At 66.3% G+C, this 20327-nt stretch carries 18 protein-coding genes; 11 read left to right on the top strand and 7 right to left on the bottom strand.

Features of this window, described 5'->3' with window-relative positions; all coding sequences use genetic code 11:
* Positions 1 to 8: 8 nt before the first annotated feature.
* Together lspA and V7066_RS17360 are read left to right on the top strand one after the other, a co-directional pair.
* Positions 9 to 542 carry a signal peptidase II gene (gene lspA / locus V7066_RS17365; protein ID WP_334184306.1) on the top strand — a complete coding sequence of 178 codons (534 nt, stop codon included), beginning with the start codon at positions 9 to 11 and terminating at the stop codon, positions 540 to 542.
* A gap of 4 nt (positions 543 to 546) precedes the next feature.
* On the top strand, positions 547 to 963 hold the full coding sequence (locus tag V7066_RS17360) for a DUF3035 domain-containing protein (RefSeq protein WP_334184242.1): 417 nt from the start codon (positions 547 to 549) through the stop codon (positions 961 to 963).
* A 69-nt stretch (positions 964 to 1032) separates the two neighbouring features.
* On the opposite strand, the gene V7066_RS17355 is transcribed toward V7066_RS17360, so the two are convergent.
* The gene (locus V7066_RS17355; protein WP_334184305.1) at positions 1033 to 2214 is read right to left on the bottom strand and encodes a serine hydrolase domain-containing protein; all 1182 of its coding nucleotides are present in this window, start codon (positions 2212 to 2214) and stop codon (positions 1033 to 1035) included.
* 32 nt (positions 2215 to 2246) lie between these two features.
* Between V7066_RS17355 and V7066_RS17350 the strand changes: the two genes are divergently transcribed.
* Positions 2247 to 2702, top strand: a complete 456-nt coding sequence (locus V7066_RS17350; protein ID WP_334184241.1) for a hypothetical protein — start codon at positions 2247 to 2249, stop codon at positions 2700 to 2702.
* 146 nt (positions 2703 to 2848) lie between these two features.
* Here V7066_RS17350 and mnmA read toward each other — a convergent pair whose 3' ends face one another.
* A complete protein-coding gene (mnmA, locus tag V7066_RS17345; protein ID WP_334184240.1) occupies positions 2849 to 4021 on the bottom strand; it encodes a tRNA 2-thiouridine(34) synthase MnmA in 1173 nt (390 codons plus the stop codon).
* 186 nt (positions 4022 to 4207) lie between these two features.
* Between mnmA and V7066_RS17340 the strand changes: the two genes are divergently transcribed.
* The 6 genes from V7066_RS17340 to V7066_RS17315 all read left to right on the top strand — a co-directional run bounded on the left by V7066_RS17340 (position 4208) and on the right by V7066_RS17315 (position 11760).
* On the top strand, positions 4208 to 4540 hold the full coding sequence (locus tag V7066_RS17340) for a hypothetical protein (protein ID WP_334184239.1): 333 nt from the start codon (positions 4208 to 4210) through the stop codon (positions 4538 to 4540).
* A 2-nt stretch (positions 4541 to 4542) separates the two neighbouring features.
* The gene (gene sciP, locus V7066_RS17335) at positions 4543 to 4842 is read left to right on the top strand and encodes a CtrA inhibitor SciP (protein ID WP_334184304.1); all 300 of its coding nucleotides are present in this window, start codon (positions 4543 to 4545) and stop codon (positions 4840 to 4842) included.
* Between the two features lie 370 nt (positions 4843 to 5212).
* Positions 5213 to 6442 (top strand): efflux RND transporter periplasmic adaptor subunit, encoded by a 1230-nt coding sequence (locus V7066_RS17330; RefSeq protein WP_334184238.1) that lies wholly within the window; start codon positions 5213 to 5215, stop codon positions 6440 to 6442.
* A gap of 14 nt (positions 6443 to 6456) precedes the next feature.
* Entirely contained in the window at positions 6457 to 9897 is a 3441-nt protein-coding gene (locus V7066_RS17325) for an efflux RND transporter permease subunit (protein WP_334184237.1), read from the top strand.
* Between the two features lie 97 nt (positions 9898 to 9994).
* A complete protein-coding gene (locus V7066_RS17320) occupies positions 9995 to 11215 on the top strand; it encodes a DUF445 domain-containing protein (RefSeq protein WP_334184236.1) in 1221 nt (406 codons plus the stop codon).
* Positions 11212 to 11760, top strand: a complete 549-nt coding sequence (locus V7066_RS17315) for a GNAT family N-acetyltransferase (protein ID WP_334184235.1) — start codon at positions 11212 to 11214, stop codon at positions 11758 to 11760. The genes V7066_RS17320 and V7066_RS17315 overlap by 4 nt, the downstream gene beginning before the upstream one ends.
* A 99-nt stretch (positions 11761 to 11859) precedes the next feature.
* Here the strand turns inward: V7066_RS17315 and V7066_RS17310 are convergent, their stop codons facing one another.
* From V7066_RS17310 to sucC, 3 genes are all read right to left on the bottom strand, one after another.
* Positions 11860 to 12789: an electron transfer flavoprotein subunit alpha/FixB family protein gene (locus V7066_RS17310; RefSeq protein WP_334184234.1), complete on the bottom strand. Its 930-nt coding sequence runs from the start codon at positions 12787 to 12789 to the stop codon at positions 11860 to 11862.
* 27 nt (positions 12790 to 12816) lie between these two features.
* Complete coding sequence (locus tag V7066_RS17305; RefSeq protein ID WP_334184233.1) at positions 12817 to 13563, bottom strand: electron transfer flavoprotein subunit beta/FixA family protein; 747 nt, start codon at positions 13561 to 13563, stop codon at positions 12817 to 12819.
* Positions 13564 to 13885: 322 nt separating this feature from the next.
* Positions 13886 to 15088 carry an ADP-forming succinate--CoA ligase subunit beta gene (sucC, locus tag V7066_RS17300; protein ID WP_334184232.1) on the bottom strand — a complete coding sequence of 401 codons (1203 nt, stop codon included), beginning with the start codon at positions 15086 to 15088 and terminating at the stop codon, positions 13886 to 13888.
* A gap of 164 nt (positions 15089 to 15252) precedes the next feature.
* On the opposite strand from sucC, the gene V7066_RS17295 reads away from it, so the two are divergent.
* On the top strand, positions 15253 to 16047 hold the full coding sequence (locus V7066_RS17295; RefSeq protein WP_334184231.1) for a 3'(2'),5'-bisphosphate nucleotidase CysQ: 795 nt from the start codon (positions 15253 to 15255) through the stop codon (positions 16045 to 16047).
* Between the two features lie 243 nt (positions 16048 to 16290).
* On the opposite strand, the gene V7066_RS17290 is transcribed toward V7066_RS17295, so the two are convergent.
* Complete coding sequence (locus V7066_RS17290) at positions 16291 to 16965, bottom strand: OmpA family protein (RefSeq protein ID WP_334184230.1); 675 nt, start codon at positions 16963 to 16965, stop codon at positions 16291 to 16293.
* Between the two features lie 193 nt (positions 16966 to 17158).
* On the opposite strand from V7066_RS17290, the gene V7066_RS17285 reads away from it, so the two are divergent.
* Positions 17159 to 18493 carry a hemolysin family protein gene (locus V7066_RS17285; RefSeq protein ID WP_334184229.1) on the top strand — a complete coding sequence of 445 codons (1335 nt, stop codon included), beginning with the start codon at positions 17159 to 17161 and terminating at the stop codon, positions 18491 to 18493.
* 102 nt (positions 18494 to 18595) lie between these two features.
* Here V7066_RS17285 and V7066_RS17280 read toward each other — a convergent pair whose 3' ends face one another.
* The gene (locus V7066_RS17280) at positions 18596 to 20113 is read right to left on the bottom strand and encodes a DEAD/DEAH box helicase (protein WP_334184228.1); all 1518 of its coding nucleotides are present in this window, start codon (positions 20111 to 20113) and stop codon (positions 18596 to 18598) included.
* Between the last annotated feature and the right edge of the window lie 214 nt (positions 20114 to 20327).

Raw genomic sequence — 20327 nt, 5'->3', positions numbered from 1 at the left:
CCGGCACCATGACCGTCTGGCGCAAACGCCTGATCGGGTTCCTGATCGCCGCGGTCGTCTTCATGATCGACCAGGGCTTCAAGGCCTGGGTCGTCACCGGCCTGAAGCTGCGCGACGTGGGCGTGATCGAGCTCGCGCCGTTCTTCAACTTGCGCTGGACCAAGAACCTCGGCGTTTCGCTCGGCCTGTTCACTGCGGATTCGCCCGAGGGCCGTTGGGCACTGGTGGCGATGACCGGCCTGATCGCGCTCTTCGTCCTCATCTGGATGCTGCGTGAGCGCAAGCTGGGCGAGATCGCTGCCCTCGCCATGGTGCTGGGCGGCGCGCTGGGCAATATCCGCGACCGTTTCACCATGGGCTACGTGATCGACTATGCCGATCTCCACTTCGGCGAATGGCGTCCGTTCCTCATTTTCAACATCGCCGACGTCGCCATCACGGTCGGCGTCCTGATTATCCTTGCCCGCTCCCTCCTTTCGCGCGACAAGCCCGAAACGAATGGCGGACATGACACGGCGCCTGGCGCCGCCCCGGAGATTTGAGTTGATGCCCATGAAGAAGACCGGAGCCCTGATTCTCGTGGCCGCGGGCGCGGCGCTGGTGTCCGGCTGCGGAAGCACCGGCCTGCTGAACCACGCCGGTCCCGACGAGTTCGCCGTGCAGCGCCAGTCGCCGCTGGTGGTGCCGCCCGATTTCACCCTTGCCCCGCCGAAGCAGGGCCAGCCTCGCCCCGCCGACGATTCGGTGCAGCAGCAGGCGCTCGATGCCCTGTTCGGCGGCCCGCAGGCCCGCAGCGATATCGAGAAGTCGACCCTCAGCATGGCCGGCCCGGCCGATCCGTCGATCCGTTCGACCGTCGGCGATCCGACCACTTACACGGTCGCCAAGGGTCAGGTGACCCGCGCGATCCTCGCCGCCCCCGAAGGCGACGGGCGCGACGCGCAGACCACGATCGAGGGCTGATTCCCGCTTCGATCGACGTGAAAAAGGGCCGGAGCGGCATTCGCTGCTCCGGCCCTTTTCGTATCTCTTTCAGATTCCGCCGGGGAACATCGCCAGCAGCTTGCCGAGCCGGTCGTGGACCAGCCGCTCCTGCTGCGGATCACTCTCGCCCAGGCGCACCACCGTCAGCAACTGGTCGGGCGAGCCGATCACGTATTGCCCATATTCACCGACGCAAGCGAAGACGTTGGCGGGCGCCATGCCGGGGAACAGCACTTCCTCGCCCGCTGCCCCGCCTTTCGCCTTGGCCTTGTTCAGCCAGACCCCCGCACCGTAGCCCGGATTGCGCGGCGAGGATTCGAGCATGAACTGCACCCAGCGGCGCGGCAGGATCTGCGCGCCCTGGATCGAGCCGGTGTGGCGCAGGAACTCGCCCAGCTTGGCCCAGTCGCGCGCCGAGGCATGGACCGCGGCAGATCCGATCATCGTGCCCGCCCGGTCGTACCCCGCCGTGGCCGAATCCATGCCGATCGGCGCGAAGACCCGGTTGCGCAGATAGTCGCCCACGGCCTTGCGGCGGCGATCCGGATTGTGGTCCGGCGAGAGAACCCGCGCCGCGAGATCGGAGAGAATCACCGACGTCGCCGCGCTTTCGACGAATCGCGCGCCCGCCGGTGCTTCCAGCGGCTGCGCCTCGGCATAGGCGGCCATGTCGTCGCGGCCGTCGAGGTAGAGCATCCGCATGCGATCGGATTGCCGCGCCATCGGAACCTGGGGACCGCCGGTCGCCGAAGCGACCGATTCGGAATGACGCAGGCCCGAGCGCATCTGGAGGAGCTGCTTGAGCGTAATCTCGCCGCGCGGATCGCCGGGGCGCTGCCAGTCCGGGATCGGCGCCGATTCGTTCAGCCGCAGCCGCCCGTCGCTGATCAGCTGGCCGACCATCAGCGCCGTGACGCATTCGCCCATGCCCCAGCCCTCAAGCCGGGTTTCCGGCTTGATTCCCTCGCCGTAGCGCTCGGCGATGATCGACCCGCGCTTCATGATGATCAGAGCCTGGGTGCGGCCGACATCCTCGGCGAAGAGGCCGTCGATGGCCCGGCCGAGCGCCGCGCGCGAGGCACCGCCGTCATCCTTGACCGCCGCCTGCGACTCCGCACTGGGCGGCGGCGGGCCTTGCTGCGCATCCTGTCCACAGCCTGCCAGCGCCGTCAGCGCCAGGGCTGGCAGGACGGAAAGGGCGAGGATAAGGGGAGGACGGCGCACCGGCATGACGCGCGGTGTGATGTGCGAGGCGCGGGAATATGGCAACAGCCACGACATACAGGACCGGGGACAGCGGAGACGGTCGTGGCGAAGGCGGCGATGGCAATGGCCCCGGTGGCACTGACCCTCACCGCAGGAGTCGAGACCTGAACAGCCGCCAGCCCACCCGCTGGGTGCGCAACATCGTGATCCTCGTCCTGCTGGCTCTGGCGCTGCTGCTGGGCTTTTCGTGGAGGGGCCTGCGCGCAGAGGCACTGGTGAGCACTTCCTACGGCGCACGGGCCGCCTGCGCCTGCCGCTTCATCTCGCAGCAGGACCTCGGCAGTTGCAAGGGCCAGATCGCCGTTGCGGGCCTTGGCCGCACCGGCTCGCTGATCTGGCTCTCCGAAGATGCCGATGCCCGCACGGTCAAGGCCAGCGTGCCCCTGCTCGCCAGCCAGACCGCGACTTTCTCGCCGGACCGCGGCTGCCAGCTCGAACCCTGGACGAACTGAGCGGCACATAGCCGCCTCGCGCCCCTTCCATCGTCATTGCGAGCGTAGCGAAGCAATCCAGGGGCAGTTCTACACCGCTCTGGATTGCCGCGTCGGCTTTGCCTCCTCGCAAGGACGAAGGTAATTGGGCTTTGGAAACGTCGCCCTCAATCCAGCGGGATGGCGGCCTCGGTTCCCTCGATCCAGCCGCCGCCGACCACCCGGTCTCCCGCGTAGATCACGGCCGCCTGGCCGGGCGCCACGCCATATTCCGGATTCTCGAAACGGATCGTCGTCTCCGCACCCTCGCCGAACGGCCCTTCGAGGGTGATCGGCACCGGCTTGGCCAGCGAACGGACCTTGGCGGTGAGCGGCCCATCGGGAAGCTGGCCGATGCGGTTGGTCTCGGTGACGGTGGCGGCAGCGACGCCCAGCAGAGTGCGCGGACCGACCATGACCCGGCGCCCCGGCGCATCGATGCGCACGACGTAGAGCGGCTTGGGCTGGCCGCCGATTTCCAGACCCCGGCGCTGGCCCACCGTATAATGGATGATGCCCCGGTGCGTGCCCAGAACCTCGCCGGTCAGGGCATGGACGATATCGCCCGGCGCCTCGCCTTCGGGCCGGACCGCGCGCACGATCTTGGCATAGTCGCCATCGGGCACGAAGCAGATGTCCTGGCTGTCGGGCTTGTCGGCGACGCGCAGCCCTGCGGCTTCGGCAAGGCGGCGGGTCTCGCTCTTCGGCAGTCCGCCGAGCGGGAAGCGCAGGAAGTCCAGCTGCGCCTCGGTCGTGCCGTAGAGGAAATAGCTCTGGTCGCGCGCCGGATCGAAGGCGCGGTGCAGTTCGGAACCGGCAGCCCCCTCGACGCGGCGGACGTAATGCCCGGTGGCGAGGCAGTCCGCGCCGAGGTCGCGTGCCATCGTCAGCAGGTCGGTGAACTTCGGACCCATGTTGCAGCGGATGCAGGGGATCGGCGTACGGCCCGCCATGTAGTCGTCGGCGAAGCGCTCGACGACTTCCTCGCGGAAGGCGCTCTCATGGTCGAAGACGTAGTGGGCGATGCCGAGGCGGTCGGCGACGGCGCGGGCGTCGCGGATATCGTCGCCGGCGCAGCAGGCGCCCTTGCGGCCGGTCGCGGCGCCGTAGTCGTAGAGCTGGAGCGTCACGCCGATCGTCTCGGCGCCGGTCGCGGCGGCCAGCGCGGCGACGACGGAACTGTCGACGCCGCCGGACATGGCAACGACGATGCGGCGCGCCGAAAGCGGCGCAGGCAGTTGGAACAGCGTGGCGGGGTCGAGGCCGGCCACCAGTCCTTCAAGATCGGAAAGGGCGGTCATGCCGCGCCCCATACAGGCGAATGCACCGGATTCCTACCTTTCCCGACATCTGCCTGCCCCGCCCCGTTCCAGCGGATTTTCCCGGCACCGTTAAGGCTCATGCCGAAAGCGGCGTTAAGATTTATTAAGAAAAGGTAAAAACGGCCCTTACTCTCCCTTTACCAAGCCTCGCTACAAGCGGTCCGTATGAACATCGCTCATGATCATGAAACCTGCAAAGCGGGACATGCGTCGGGTCGCGCCGGCGAGGAGTTCATACCGGTCCCTTTGCCAATAGACTGGTTTTCCTTGCGTTCCCGGTTCTTTGCCGCGCACGATCTGCGCACGGCCCTCGACGACACGTCCGCTTCGGCCAGACTCCACCGCTTCGGCAGTTTTGCGGGCTCGGTCGCATATGTGATTCATACGTATGCGCCAGTCTCAATACCTGTTAACCCAAATACTTCAGGCAATCGCAAGCCAGCGCAGGCCAATGTCCTTTCCGTCGCCGGCATTCCAAGCACCGGCGTACGAGGGTGATGATGATCGAAAACCAGAAAATCCGTCCTGCCCAGGTAATCGGGCCGCTCGGCGAACCATTGACGCTGGATACGCTCCCCCCTGCGAACACCACGCGCTGGGTCGTGCGCCGGAAGGCGGAAGTGGTGGCGGCCGTCAACGGCGGCCTGCTGTCGATCGACGATGTCTGCGATCGTTACCAGCTGACGCTGGAGGAATTCGCATCCTGGCAGCGCGCCGTGGATCGTTCCGGCATGCAGGGTCTGCGGGTCACGCGGATCCAGCACTACCGCGATCTCTACGAGCGCCAGCAGAAGTATTGAGTGCACTGCCTATCAAGTCCGAAAGGACTGACAAGCGGCGGCGAACCTCGGGTTCGTCGCCGTTTTTCGTATCCGGCTGCTTTTCCAGCAACCTTTTCTCGGAACCGGACGAAAACCGCCGCCCGTTACTGCCGTCGACGCTGGTCGATCAGGGTCGGCGTCAGAGCGACTGCTGATTGCCACCCGTCCATCGCAGGTATATGTCCTTTCGCAGGAAATTTGGCCGTTGCAGCGGCGCGGATCGACGTGTCCGCGCTCCGGCGGCAGATCGTGCCTTCCGGCCACCCGGCGCACCCCTCGGGGTCGCGAGAAACCGGTTCCGGACAAGGCATTGGGGACTGGGGGCAATCGCAGTTTTTGCGGTGACACGATGAATTACGACAGCAGGATCGACGTGACGGAGAACGAGAGGTTGGCAGCAACAGGTGCGACCTTGGGCGGCGCGGATCTGGGCGGCAATCCGCTCGACGGCGCGGAAGAGCAGGATGGCGGCTCGCGTCGCTGGTGGCCGATCGCCATCATCGCCGCGGTCGTGCTGGCCACCGGCATCTGGTTCGCCGTGCGCGGCGGCGGCGAGGCCAAGCAGGCCGGTGCCGCCGACATCCAGATGCCTGCCGTCACCGTCGTCGTGCCCGGCCGCGCCTCGGTCGAAGGCGCCATCACCGCCACCGGCTCGCTGGCGGCCCGCCGCCCGATGCCGGTCGGTTCGGTCGGCGAAGGCGGCCAGGTACGCGCCGTCCTCGTCGAACCGGGCGACTGGGTCTCGCAGGGCCAGGTACTTGCCGTGATCGACCGTTCGGTCCAGTCGCAGCAGCAGGCCGGCCAGTCGGCGCAGATCGCCGTGGCCCAGGCCGACGCCCGCCTCGCCCAGGCCAACCTCGACCGCGCGCTCAAGCTGGTGGATCGCGGCTTCATCTCGGCCGCCGACGTCGACCGCCTGACCGCCACGCGCGATTCCGCCGTGGCACAGGTCAAGGTCGCCCGCGCCACGCTCGGTCAGCTCGAAGCGCAGACTGCCCGCCTCAACATCGTCGCCCCGGCCGCCGGTCTCGTGCTCGAACGCAATGTCGAGCTTGGCCAGGTCGTCGGTGGCGGCAGTTCCGTGCTGTTCCGCCTTGCCAAGGGCGGCGAGATGGAACTGCTCGCCCAGCTCAGCGAGGACGACCTCGCCCGCCTGCATGTCGGTGTGCAAGCGCAAGTGACGCCCACCGGCGGCAACGAAAGCTTCACCGGACAGGTCTGGCAGGTCGCGCCGGTGATCGACGCCACCAACCGCCAGGGCATTGCCCGCATCGCCCTCGCCTACAATGCCGCGCTGCGTCCCGGCGGTTTCGCCAGCGCAGTGATCAACAGCGGCCAGACGGTTGCCCCGCTCCTGCCGGAATCGGCCATCCAGAACGACGACAAGGGCTCGTTCGTCTACGTCGTCGACGCCAAGGACGTCGTCCACCGCCGTCCGGTGCAGACGGGGCTGGTCACGGCGCGCGGCATCACGGTCAAGTCGGGCCTCGACGGCAGCGAAAAGGTCGTCCTGCGCGCCGGTGGGTTCCTGAACGACGGCGACAAGGTCAAGCCCCGGCTGACCAAAGCGGCCGACTGAGCGGATAGAGCGCGATGAGCCTTCGCAACATCTCGGCCTGGTCGATCCGCAATCCGATCATTCCGATCGTCTTCTTCATCGGCGTGATGATCGCCGGCGTGGTCTCGTTCATGCGCATGGACGTGAACAACATGCCGGACGTCGAATTCCCCGGCGTCCATGTCCAGATTTCGCAGCCGGGCGCCGCCCCGACCGAGATCGAGACGCAGATCACCCAGATCGTCGAAGGCGCCGTGCGTTCGGTGCCGGGAATCGAGGAAATCCAGTCGACCGCCTCGGAAGGCAGTTCGACCACGCTGGTGTTCTTCTCGGTCGGCACCAATCCCGACGTCGCCACCAACCAGATCAAGAACGCGGTCGACCAGATTCGCGGCCAGTTGCCGGATGGCATTCTGGAACCCATCGTCACCAAGATCGAGGCCAACGGCGACAACCTGGCCTATTACGCGGTCAGCGCCGACGACATGACGATGGAGCAGCTCAGCTGGTTCGTCGACGACACGATCTCCAAGACCCTGCTCTCGATCCAGGGCCTCGCCTCGGTGGAGCGTAACGGCGGTGTCGATCGCGAGATCCGCGTCGTGGTCGATCCCGAGCGCCTGATCGCGCTCGGCCTCACCGCCAACGACATCAACGGCGTGCTGCGCCAGGTGAACACCGATGCGGCCGGCGGCCAGGCGGAAATCGCCGGATCGCGCCAGTCCGTGCGCGTGCTCGGCAATGCCCAGGACGCCTACCATCTCTCGCAGACGCGCATCAATGTCGGCGGCGGACGGCAGGTCAAGCTCTCGGACATCGCCAAAGTCTACGACGGCTATTCCGAGCAGACCCGCATCGCCAAGCTGCGCGGCCGCGAGGTCGTGACCTTCGGCTTTACCCGCGCGCTCGGGGCTTCCGACGTGGCGGTCTACGACGGTGCCGAAAAGGCGCTGGAGAAGATCCGCAAGGACAACCCGAACATCCACATCACGCGCCTGTTCTCCGACGTGGACTACACCAAGGGGCAGTACACCAGTTCGATGGAGGCGCTGGTCGAAGGCGCGGTGCTGGCCATCGTCATCGTCTATCTGTTCCTGCGCGACTGGCGCGCGACGATGATCTCCGCCCTCGCCATCCCGCTCTCGGCGATCCCGACCTTCTGGTTCATGGACCTGCTCGGCTTCACGCTGAACTTCCTCTCGTTGCTGGCGCTCAGCCTCGTGGCGGGCGTGCTCGTCGATGACGCCATCGTCGAGATCGAGAACATCGTGCGCCATATGCGCATGGGCAAATCGGCCTATCAGGCCTCGATCGACGCGGCGGACGAAATCGGCCTCGCGGTCGTCGCCACCACGTTCTCGATCGTCGCGGTGTTCCTGCCGGTGGGCATGATGCCGGGCATTCCGGGTCAGTTCTTCAAGGCCTTCGGCCTGACCGTCGTGGCCGCGGTGCTGATGAGCCTCGCCGTCGCGCGCCTTATCACGCCGATGGTCGCCGCCTACTTCCTCAAGGCCCACGGCCATGCCGAGCACGGCGGCGGCAAGGCCATGGACTTCTACCTGAAGATCCTGGCCTGGACGCTCGATTCCAGCGAGGCGCACCGCCTGAAGGCCCGCCTCGTCAAGACACCCGCACGCTGGTGGTACTACCTCGTCGCGACCGTGGCGGTCCTCGCCGTCCTCGGCGCAGGTCTCACCGCCGCCTCGTTGCTGTTCATGGGCGCCAAGGCAGTGCTCGCCAAGGCCGGTCTCGACCGGGCCGCGCTGGTGCTGGCGGCAGTCGTCGCCCCGCTGGCGATCCCCGCCGTGGTCATTGCGCTGGGCAAGGCGTTGAAGCTGCTGCTGGGCGCGATGGGCCGCTTCGGCGACTGGTATCGCTACTTCTCCGACCGCGTCGCGGCCCGGATGCGCGACCACCGGTTCTTCGCCTTCTGCGCCGGTATCTATGCACTGGTGCTGACTTTCGCGCTGCTGGCCGGCCTGCCCTCGCAGTTCCAGCCGAACACCAACAACGACACCAGCACCGTCAATCTCGAAATGGTGCCCGGCACCACGATCGAGCAGACCGCCGCCGTCGCCGACAAGGTGACGCGCCTGCTGGAAAGCCAGCCGGAAGTGCAGCACATCCTGGAAGCCTCACGCGAAGGCAAGGGATCGCTCTACATCGCGCTCAAGCCCGCCGACCAGCGCAAGGCGACGAGCATCGAGTTCGAGCGCCGCATGGCCCCGCAGCTTCAGGACATCCCCGATGCCCGCGTGACCTTCGCCACCCAGTCGGGCGGTTTCGGCAGCGGCCGCGACATCTCGGTCATGCTCTCGGGCAGCGATTCCGCACTGCTCCAGAAGACCGCGCAGACGCTGGCCGACCAGATGCGCACGATTCCGGGCGTCGTCGCCCCGCGCATCGCCGCCGACCTCCAGCGCCCCGAACTGGTCGTCCTGCCGCGGCTCGACCTCGCCGCGCAGCTCGGCGTGACGACCGCCGCGCTCAGCCAGACGATCCGCATCGCCACCCTGGGCGAGATCGATCAGAACGCCGCCAAGTTCTCGCTCAGCGACCGTCAGGTGCCGATCCGCGTGATCCTCGCCCGCGCCTCGCGCCGGGACTACTCGACGATCGAGAACCTGCCGGTGATGACCGCCAGCGGCGGCTCGGTGCCGCTCAAGCGCGTCGCCGAAATCCGCTTCGGCGCCGGACCTACGCAGATCCAGCGCTACAACCAGTCGCGCCGCATCTTCGTCGGTGCCGATCTCGGCACCGGGCAGGTCAAGGGCCCGATCATGGAGCAGATCCAGAACCTGCCGATCATGAAGAACCTGCCGACCGGCGTGTCCAACGCCCCCGTCGGCGAGGACAAGTGGCAGGCGGAAATGGTGAACAGCTTCATCGTCGCCGTCATCAGCGGCATCTTCCTGGTCTTCGCAGTGCTGGTGCTGCTCTACCGCCGCTTCGTCTCGCCGCTGGTCAACATGGCCTCGCTGCTGCTGGCCCCCCTCGGAGGCCTGCTGGCGCTGGTGATCGTCGGCCAGCCGATCTCGATGCCGGTCTACATCGGCATCCTGATGCTGCTGGGCATCGTCGCCAAGAACTCGATCCTGCTGATCGACTTCGCCATCGAGGAGATGGAAAAGGGCGTCGACAAGCTCACCGCGATCATGGACGCCGGCCACAAGCGCGCCCAGCCGATCATCATGACCACGGTCGCGATGACGGCGGGCATGGTGCCGACCGCGATCTCGCTCTCGGGCGACGCCGCCTGGCGCGCACCGATGGGTATCACCGTCATCGGCGGCCTGTTGCTCTCGACCGCGCTGACCCTGGTGATCGTCCCCGCCGCCTTCAGCCTCGCGGACGGCTTCGAGAAGCGTCTGGGGCCGTGGCTGCGCCGCAAGCTGTTGACCTATGAGCCGCATCACGCCCATGGTCACGGCGAGCATGGTCCGGTGGCCGTGCCGCAGCCTATCGCTGCCGAATAGCATCGGAGGAACATTGCCGGCCTTCAAGCGTAGCATCCCCGTGGCACGGCAAGACTTTTTCCGGTCCGGCCCGGTCGTGAGCGATCGGGCCAGACGCATGCGGATCTTCGCGACCGGGCTGCTGCTGTTCATGGCGGCAGCCTTCGTCGTCCTCCGGCGGGTTTCGGTACTCCATCCGGAATGGAGCGGGCCGCTCGGCTACGCGATCGCCTTCACCGAAGCGGCCATGGTCGGCGGCTTGGCAGACTGGTTCGCGGTGACCGCCCTGTTCCGTCATCCGCTCGGCCTGCCGATTCCGCACACGGCGATCATCCCCGACAACAAGGACCGCATCGCCGATTCGATGGCGACGTTCCTGCGGGACAATTTCCTGACCCCCCAGGTCGTCGCCCGCCGCCTTCGGGGCTTCAACCTCGCCGCCGCAGCCGGAGGCTTCCTGGCCAACCCCGCGCGCGAGGAACAGTCCCGCATCCGCGCGGGTGCAGCGAATCTGCTGGGCGACGTGCTGGAATCGCTCGACCCCGAGCAGATGGGCGGCATGGTCAAGGCGGGCCTCCGCCGCCAGATCGAGAAAGTCGAGGCCGCCCCGCTGCTCGGCCAGATGCTGTCGAACGCCATTGCCGATCGGCGCCACCTGCCCCTGCTCGAAAGCGTGCTGCGCAAGATCGGCGAGGCCATCGAGGCCAACGAGCCGATGATCCGCGACATGATTCACCAGCGCGCCAACACCATCATGCGCTGGACCGGGCTCGACGAGCGGCTCGCCAACGGCGTGCTCGACGGCGCCTATCGCCTGCTCGCCGAAGTCATCGTCCAGCCCGACCACCCCTTGCGAGCCCGGATCGACGAGGCCCTCACCCGCCTCGCCGACGACCTCCGCAACAGGCCTGAGACTCAGGCCAAGGTCGAGCGGATCAAGACCGAACTGCTCGAAAATCCCGCCGTCGGCGCTTGGCTCGACAGCACCTGGGAGCGCACCCGCAGCGCCCTGCTCAAGGCCGTGCGCAATCCCGACAAGGCGCTGTCCGGCGCGCTCGGCGAGAGTCTGGCGCAATTGGGGCTGGCACTCGGCGAAGACGCCCGCCTACAGTACATGGTCAATCGCTTCGCCCGGCGCACGCTGGTCGGCGTGGTGTCGCGCTATGGGGGGGAAATCGTGAGGCTCGTGTCGGAAACCGTGAAACGCTGGGACTCGCGCACCGTGACGGATCGTATCGAGGGCGCGGTCGGCCGCGACCTCCAGTTCATCCGCATCAACGGAACCCTGGTCGGCGGCCTGTTCGGCGTCTGCATCCACGTCGTGGACCAGTGGCTATGAGCGTGGCGACGCTGGACGGCCCGCTCCTCGTCACCGAGCGCTTCGAACTGTGGAAGCCCCAGGCAAGCGATCTCGAAGACATGATCCGCTTGCTCGCCGACGAGGAGACGCGCCGCTTCCTCGGGAACGCCAGTTCCGAAGCGAAACCCGTCTACGAACGCCTTGAACGCAATGCCGGGTCCTGGGCCTTGCGCGGATACGGCACCTTCCCGATCCGCCTGCGCGGGAAGAACGAGATCGTCGCCAACTGCGGCGTCTTCCACTCCTGGCGCGGTTTCGGCAAGGGCATGGATGACGTGCCCGAAGCGGGCTGGATCGTCCGTCAGGATCACTGGGGCATCGGCCTTGCCAAGGAAGTCATGCGCGCCGCGCTGGAATGGTTCGATCATGTCCACGGCCAACGCCGCATCGCATGCATGATCGAGAAGGGCAACGTGGGGTCCGAACGCGTGGCCGCCGCGCTGGGGTTCACGCTCTACGACAGCCATGAACCCGAGGACCGCCATAGTAACGTCATCAATCTTTATGAGCGGCAGCCCGGATAGAACTGTCTCGACAGACCTCGATCATGCCCTCTGAGGGCACAAAAAACCCCGGCGCAGCAATGCGCCGGGGTTTTTCCGTTATGCGATTGTCGGTACCGATCAGAGCTTGCCGGTAAGTTCCGGCACGGCAGTGAACAGGTCCGCCACGAGGCCGACGTCGGCGACCTGGAAGATCGGGGCGTCCTCGTCCTTGTTGATGGCGATGATGATCTTGGAGTCCTTCATGCCCGCAAGGTGCTGGATTGCTCCCGAGATGCCGACCGCGATGTAGACTTCCGGTGCCACGATCTTGCCGGTCTGGCCGACCTGGTAGTCGTTCGGCACATAGCCCGCATCGACTGCGGCGCGCGAAGCACCGACAGCGGCGCCGAGCTTGTCGGCGAGCGGCAGGATGACCTGCTCGAACGTCTCCGAATCCTTCAGCGCGCGGCCGCCCGAGACGATCACCTTGGCACTGGTCAGTTCCGGACGTTCCGACTTCGCGAGTTCGGCACCCACGAAGCTGGAGAGGCCCGCGTCACCGGCTCCGGCGACGTCTTCGATGGCAGCCGAGCCGCCCTCGGCAGCGGCCTTCTCGAAGGCGGTGCCGCGCACGGTGATCACCAGCTTGGCATCGCTCGATTCGACGGTGGCGATGGCGTTGCCAGCGTAGATCGGACGCGTGAAGGTCTTCTCGCCCTCGACCGAGAGGATGTCCGACAGCTGCGCGACGTCGAGCAGCGCGGCGACGCGCGGGGCGACGTTCTTGCCGGTGGTGGTCGCGGGCGCCAGGAAGGCGTCGTGGTGACCCATGAGGTCCACGATCAGCGGGGCGACGTTTTCGGCCAGCGCGTGTTCGTAGGCGGCGTTGTCGGCCAGGTGGACCTTGGCGACACCGGCGATCTTCGCGGCGGCTTCGGCAGCAGCGCGGCAGCCCGCGCCTGCAACCAAGAGGTGAACTTCACCCAGCTTGGCGGCAGCGGTGACGGTGTGGAGCGTCGCGTCCTTGACCGACGCGTTGTCGTGTTCGACCCAAACGAGCGTCTTCATAGTCATAGTCCTTCCCGGGCTGTGCCCTCAGGCGACGCCCAGTTCCTTGAGCTTTGCAACCAGCGCATCGACATCGGCGACTTTGACGCCTGCCGAGCGGACGGGCGGCTCCGAGACCTTCAGGGTCTTGAGGCGCGGGGCGATGTCGACGCCGTAATCGGCGGCGGTCTTCACATCGAGCGGCTTCTTCTTCGCCTTCATGATGTTGGGCAGCGAAGCGTAGCGCGGCTCGTTAAGGCGCAGGTCGGTGGTGACGATCGCGGGCAGCGCGAGCTTGACGGTCTCCAGACCGCCATCGACTTCGCGGGTCACGGCAACGTGATCGCCATCGATCTCGACCTTGCTGGCGAAAGTGCCCTGAGGGCGGCCCAGCAGCGCGGCGAGCATCTGGCCGGTCTGGTTGGAATCGTCGTCGATCGCCTGCTTGCCGAGGATCACGAGACCCGGATTCTCTTCGGCGACGATCGCCTTGAGGATTTTGGCGACGGCCAGCGGCTCGACCTCGGTATCGGTCTCGATCAGGATCGCGCGGTCGGCGCCCATGGCGAGCGCGGTGCGCAGCGTATCCTGCGCCTTGGCCGGGCCGACCGAAACGGCAACGATCTCTTCAGCCTTGCCCGCTTCCTTGATGCGGATGGCTTCTTCCACCGCGATCTCGTCGAACGGGTTCATGCTCATCTTGACGTTGGCCAGGTCAACACCCGTGCCGTCCGCCTTCACGCGCGGCTTTACGTTGTAGTCGATCACCCGCTTCACGGGCACGAGGATCTTCATCTGATCGGGTCCTCTTCAGTTTCAGGCGCGGCCTGTTTAGCCGCTCGATTAAATCCACTCAAGGCCCGCCTAATAGGCAATTGACGTAAGCGTCAAGCCCTGCTGGCGGCGAGATGAGCCCGAGGTGGGATCACAGCGCGTGCCATATCGCAAATCCGCGGGAAAGCGCATCGCCCCGGCAGAAACGGCAGCCTGAGAATTACTATGATGGCACGAAGGCGCACTTCACCCGATCTTCAAATGCGAACGGCGGGGGTCCGGAAGACCCCCGCCGTTGCATTATCCGATACGGGATCGCGTGAGACCCAAGAAACGGCGCCTATCAGGCGGCGACGCTCTTGACCTCTGCCACGATCTTCTTGGCGGCATCGCCCAGGTCGTTGGCGGGGACGATCGGCAGGCCCGAGTTGGCCAGGATGTCCTTGCCCTGCTGGACGTTGGTGCCTTCGAGGCGAACGACGAGCGGAACCGAGAGGTTCACTTCCTTCGCGGCGGCAACGATGCCGTCGGCGATGACGTCGCACTTCATGATGCCGCCGAAGATGTTGACGAGGATGCCCTTCACGTTCGGATCGCGCAGAATGATCTTGAACGCCGCGGTCACCTTTTCCTTGGTGGCGCCGCCGCCAACGTCAAGGAAGTTGGCCGGGAACGAGCCGTTGAGCTTGATGATGTCCATCGTCGCCATGGCGAGGCCGGCGCCGTTGACCATGCAGCCGATGTCGCCATCGAGCTTGATGTAGGCCAGGTCGTACTTCGAGGCTTCGACTTCCGCCGGATCTTCCTCGGTCTCGTCGCGCAGGGCCTGCACGTCGGGGTGACGGTACAGAGCGTTCGAGTCGAAGCTCATCTTGGTGTCGAGGACGAGCAGGTTGCCGTCCTTGGTTTCGACGAGCGGGTTGATTTCGAGCATGTCGCAGTCGAGAGCCACGAAGGCTTCGTAGAGCTGCTTTGCGATCTTCTGCGCCTGCTTGTTGAGGTCGCCGGTCAGCTTGAGAGCGTAGGCAACGGCACGGCCGTGGTGGGCCTGGAAGCCGGCAGCGGTGTCGATGGTGACGGTGGTGATCTTCTCGGGGGTGTTGTGGGCAACATCCTCGATGTCCATGCCGCCTTCGGTCGAGACGATCATGGCGACGCGGCTGGAAGCGCGGTCGACGACCATCGACAGGTAGTATTCCGAGGCGATGTCGACGCCGTCGGTCACGTAGAGGCGGTTCACCTGCTTGCCGGCTTCACCGGTCTGCACGGTGACGAGGGTGTTGCCGAGCATTTCCTTGGCGAAAGCTTCGACTTCCTCGACCGACTTGGCGAGACGCACGCCGCCCTTGGCGTCAGCGGCGAGTTCCTTGAACTTGCCCTTGCCGCGCCCGCCGGCGTGGATCTGGGCCTTCACGACATAGAGCGGTCCGGGGAGCTGCTTGGCGGCGGCAACCGCTTCCTCGACGGTGAGGGCAGCAATGCCGGCAGGGATGCCGACGCCGAACTTCGCAAGCAGTTCCTTCGCCTGGTATTCGTGAATGTTCATCGCTGAAATCGCTTTCTGCTGGAGTGTCCGTGAAAAGGCGTGGGTAGCCCCGAACTTGATCCCGGCCGCATAAGCACATCCCTGCGCGCTTGAAAAGTCCCGTTCCCTGCGCAATGGGGTCGCGCGGGACATTGAAACACCCGATTAACGAGAACGACTCGCGCATGATCGATCGCGACAGACTGGAAGCCATTGTCCGGGAGGCTGGACGCATCGCCATGGCCGACTGGCCGGGGGATGGGAACCGCTGTGAACACTGGGAAAAAATCCCTGGAAGCCCGGTCAGCGCCGCCGATATCGCGGTCGATACCTTCCTCAAGCGGGAACTCTCCGGCCTGCTGCCCTCGGCCGGATGGCTTTCGGAAGAAACTGCAGATTCCCCGGCGCGTCAGGATCACGAACTCGTCTGGCTGGTCGATCCGATCGACGGAACGCGCGATTTCATCGCCGGACGCACGGGTTGGGCGGTCTCTGTAGCACTGGTGAACACCCGGCGTCCGCTGCTTGGCCTGCTCCACGCCCCGGCGCGGGCGCGGGAAGCCGGAGGCGAGTTCTGGTACGGCGAGGCAGGCAAGGGCAGCTGGCGCAACGGAGAACCGCTGCGCGCGAGCCACCGCGAGACTCTGGCAGGCGCGCGGGTTCCGGCGAAGAAGCTGGCACCGGAAGATGCCGATCTCGTGCTGGTGGATCAGCCTAACTCGATCGCCCTGCGCATGGCGATGGTCGCCGCCGACGAGGCGGACCTGCTCGCAACTCTGCGCTGGGGCTACGAGTGGGACATCGCCGCCGCCGGGCTGATCGCCCGCGAGGCCGGAGCGGCTGTCACCGACGCCTTCGGCCAGCCGCTCAACTACAACAAGCACGACCCGCGGGCTTTCGGGGTGCTGGTGAGTTCGCCCGTGATTCACGCGGCGGCGGTCGAACGCCTGGCGGATCGGGCTGAACGCTATTCGGCTTGATTTTTCCGGGCTTACCGCCCGGAAGCGGCACCGGCCCACGCCCCCACCCGACCTCCCACTAATGTATTCTGATGGGGGGTCGGGTGGGGGCGCCTGAAACCAAATGGGGCTGGTGCCGGGTAAAGTCGCCGGAAGGCGGCTTTACCCGACCGTCAGGTCGGACGAAAAATCGAAAAAAGGGGCCGCACCCGAAGGCCGACCCCTTTCCCGATCCCGCTTCCCAGCGGAAACACTTTATTACGATTATCGCGCGGCGGCGGCCTCGTCCTTGGTGACCGGCGTAATCTTGATTTCGACACGGCGATTCTTGGCGCGGCCTTCGGGGGTGGTGTTGTCCGCCACCGGATAGTTCTTGCCCATGCCCTGCGTCTGGATGCGCGCAGAGGAAACGCCGCGCATGATCAGATAGCGGGCCACCGAATCGGCGCGGCGCTTGGAAAGATCGAGGTTGTAGGCGTCCGATCCGGTCGAGTCGGTGTGACCGTAGACGTCGATCAGGCTGTCCGGATACTTCGTCATGCTCTGCGCGACATTGTCGAGCGCGGCCTGGAACGAGGGGCTGATCTCGGTGGAATTGACGGCGAAGGTCACGTCCGGAAGGTTGAGCAGGATGCCGTCGCCTTCCTGGGTCACGTCGATGCCCGAACCGGCGGTGTCTTCCTTCAGTTCCTTGATCTGCTTGTCCATCTGGTAGCCGACCACGCCGCCGGCCACGCCGCCGATGCCGGCGCCGACGATGCGGGCGGTCTTGCCGCCGATCACGCTGCCCAGAAGATAGCCGAGACCCGCACCGGCGCCCCCACCGATGGCGGTGCGCGAAACCTTGCGCTCACCCGTGTTCGGATCGGTAACGCAGGCGGAGACCGCAACCAGCGAGAGCGCGGCAAAGGCGGAGGTCATCAGGCGTGATTTCTTCATGGTCTTCCCTCCTGTTCAGAAACACTTCCACGGGTGTCTGTGTGGTAGTGGACATGAATAGCAGATGGCTGATCCCGGCGAAACGATTGCTGCCCGTATCTGTTCCCGCAGCGGTCGGTTACGTCGGTTCTGTCCAAACGGCGTTCACAGGTTTCCTTCGCGGTTGCGGGAAATTCTGCTAACGACGGGTGCTGTGACACCTTTTCCTTGGATCGACCTTTTCATCATCGCCGGCCTGATCCTGATCAACGGCCTGTTCTCCATGTCCGAGCTGGCCATCGTGTCCGCACGCGCCGCCCGGCTCAGGGTCTCGGCCGACAAGGGCAGCGGCGCCGCCCGCACCGCGCTGGAGCTGGCGGCCGATCCCGGCAAGTTCCTCAGCACGGTACAGATCGGCATCACCCTGATCGGCATCATCGCCGGTGCCTATTCGGGCGCCAGCCTTGGCGGGCCGGTGGGTGAAAGACTGGCGGCACTGGGCGTGCCCGCGCGCTTTGCCGGAGAGGCGGGCTTCACGCTGGTCATCATCGCCACGACCTTCGCCAGCCTCGTCGTCGGCGAACTGGTCCCCAAGCAGCTTGCCCTGCGCATGGCCGAGCCGGTGGCGATCGTCATGGCCCGGCCGATGGCGTGGCTGGCGCGGATCATGGCGCCGTTCGTCTGGCTGCTCGACACGTCCTCCGCGCTGATCCTGCGCCTCTTCTCGATCCGCGGCGGCGGACAGGAACAGCTGACCGCCGAGGAGCTGCAGATGATCTTTGCCGAGGCGACCCGCTCCGGCGTGATCGAGGAAGAGGAACGCGCGATGATGACCGGCGTCATGCGCCTGGCCGAACGGCCGGTGCGCGAACTGATGACACCGCGCAACCAGATCGACTGGATCGACGTCAACGCGGGTGAGGACGCCCTGCGCGCCAAGATCGAGGCTTCGCCGCATTCGATGCTGCCGGTCGCCGAGGAAGGTTCGCCCGACACTATCGTCGGCATTCTCAAGGTGCGAGAGGTCCTTGCCGCACTCGTCGCCGGGCGTCCGGTGGAGATTGCCGCGATGATGAAGAAGGCCGAAGTCATCCCCGACCAGCTCGACGCCATGGACGCGCTGCGCAAGCTGCAGCAGGCGGAAGTGACGATGGCGATGGTTCATGACGAATACGGCCACCTCGAAGGCCTCGTCACCACTTCGGACATGCTGGCCGCGCTGGCCGGCGCGTTCGTCGGCCATCAGGACGAAGGCGACGCGCCGATGGTGGTGGAACGCGGCGACGGCTCATTGCTGGTCTCCGGCGCGATGCCCGCCGATGCGCTGGCCGACCGCCTCGGCATGACCCTGCCCGACGACCGCGAATATGCGACCGTCGCCGGCTACATTCTCGCCGCGCTCCGGAAAGTCCCGCAGGAAGGGGAGTTCTTCATCGACCAGGGCCGGCGTTTCGAGGTCGTCGACATGGACGGCCTCAAGATCGACAAGATTCTCGTCTCCCGCATCGACGAAAATGGCGGAGACGACGGAGTTGCCGGAGAGGCATAAAGGAACGGCCCCCATGCCGGTGGCATGGGGGCCGTCTCGATCGTTACAGGGAACGATTCTGCAAGGCCGGCCCTTTGAAAGCCGGCCTTTTTCCTTATCGGATCAACCGGCGCGGCGAACGGCGCCCTTGTGGGTGCCGACGGTCTTGCCACCGCGCGGACGGAAGCGGCGCTTGCGCTCGCCCTCTTCGCCGCCGTGCTCGCGGCGATCGCCACGCGGCGCATCGCTGCGCGGACGGTCGTCCCGACGGCGCTCGTCACCGCGGCCTTCGCCCGACCGCTCGCCCTGGGGCCGGTCACGACGATCGCCGCGCGGCTGCTGGCTGCGGTTGCCGCCGCCACGACCGTCGCGGCGGCCTTCGCCCTGACGCTGACCGTCACGCGAACGACCGTTACCCTGCGGCGCGGCCGGAGCCTGACGCGAAGGCGCGGGCAGGCGCGCGGCCTGCTTCTGGAAGTCTTCCGGCAGGCCGAGCGTGGCCAGCTTCACGCGGGTCAGCTTCTCGATGTCGCGGATATAGGGCTTCTCGTCCGGCGCGACGTAGCTGATCGCCACGCCGTCAGCGCCCGCACGCGCGGTGCGGCCGATGCGGTGGACGTACTGTTCGGCCACGTTGGGGATCTCGAAGTTGTAGACGTGCGAAACGCCCGAAACGTCGATGCCGCGCGCGGCGATGTCGGTGGCGACGAGGATGCGGATTGTGCCCTGGCGGAAGCCGCCGAGCGCGGCGGTGCGCTGGGCCTGGCTCTTGTTGCCGTGGATCGCGGCGGCCGGGATACCGGCGGCAACGAGGTGGCGGACCACGCGGTCGGCACCGTGCTTGGTGCGGGTGAAGACCAGTGCGCGGTCGATCGCGCCGTGCTCGGCCTTCTCGGCAGCGTCTTCGGCCAGGCCGTCACGCAGGCTCAGCGTGAGCAGCGCCTGCTTTTCGGCCTGGTTGATGAAGGTGGCGTACTGCTCGACACGCTCGGCCGTGGTCGACTGCGGGGCGACCTCGACCTTCACCGGGTTGTTGATGAACTGCTTGCCCAGCTCGGCGATCGCCTGCGGCATGGTGGCCGAGAAGAACAGGCTCTGGCGCTGCTTGGGCAGGAGCGCGGCGACGCGCTTCAGCGGGACGATGAAGCCGAGGTCCATCATCTGGTCGGCTTCGTCGAGCACGAAGATCTCGACATGGCGCAAGGTCAGCGCGCGGCTGTCGATCAGGTCGAGCAGGCGGCCGGGGGTGGCGACGAGGATGTCGGTGCCGCGCTCCAGCGCACGGGCCTGCTTGCCGGCGGGCACGCCGCCGAAGATGCACTGGACCGAGAGGTTCAGGAACTTGGCATAGCCGCGCATGTTCTCGGCGATCTGGGCCGCGAGTTCGCGGGTCGGCGAGAGCACGAGCATGCGGCAGCCGGCGTTCTGGCGCGGCTTGGGATCGCTGGCGAGGCGGTGCAGCGAAGGCAGCGAGAACGCGGCGGTCTTGCCGGTGCCGGTCTGCGCGATGCCGAGAATGTCACGGCCCTCAAGCAGCGCCGGAATCGACTGGCGCTGAATCGGCGAGGGATCGGTGTAGCCCTTGGCCGCGAGCGCACGGAGAATCGGCTCGGCCAGACCAAGTTCGGAGAAATAGGACATGTGTCACTTTCACAAGGTGCGGGGCACGCGGAAGGTTATTGGCCCGCGCACACAGCAAGGTGTCGTTACGGGCGACCCTGCGTGAAGAAGGAAGCTGGTTCAAAAGGACAACCGCTCGTCCGGGCCGGTCCGCATCGGGACCTCACGCTGCTCACGGATTGCGGCAGGGAAGAACCCTACGCGCCGGTTGTCAGGAGGCATTTAGTGTGCACTG

The organism is Novosphingobium sp. (genome assembly GCF_036820275.1).
GTDB lineage: Bacteria > Pseudomonadota > Alphaproteobacteria > Sphingomonadales > Sphingomonadaceae > Novosphingobium.
Note: the sequence above shows the minus strand (reverse complement) of the source record. Positions and strands in the feature narration are given on the sequence as shown.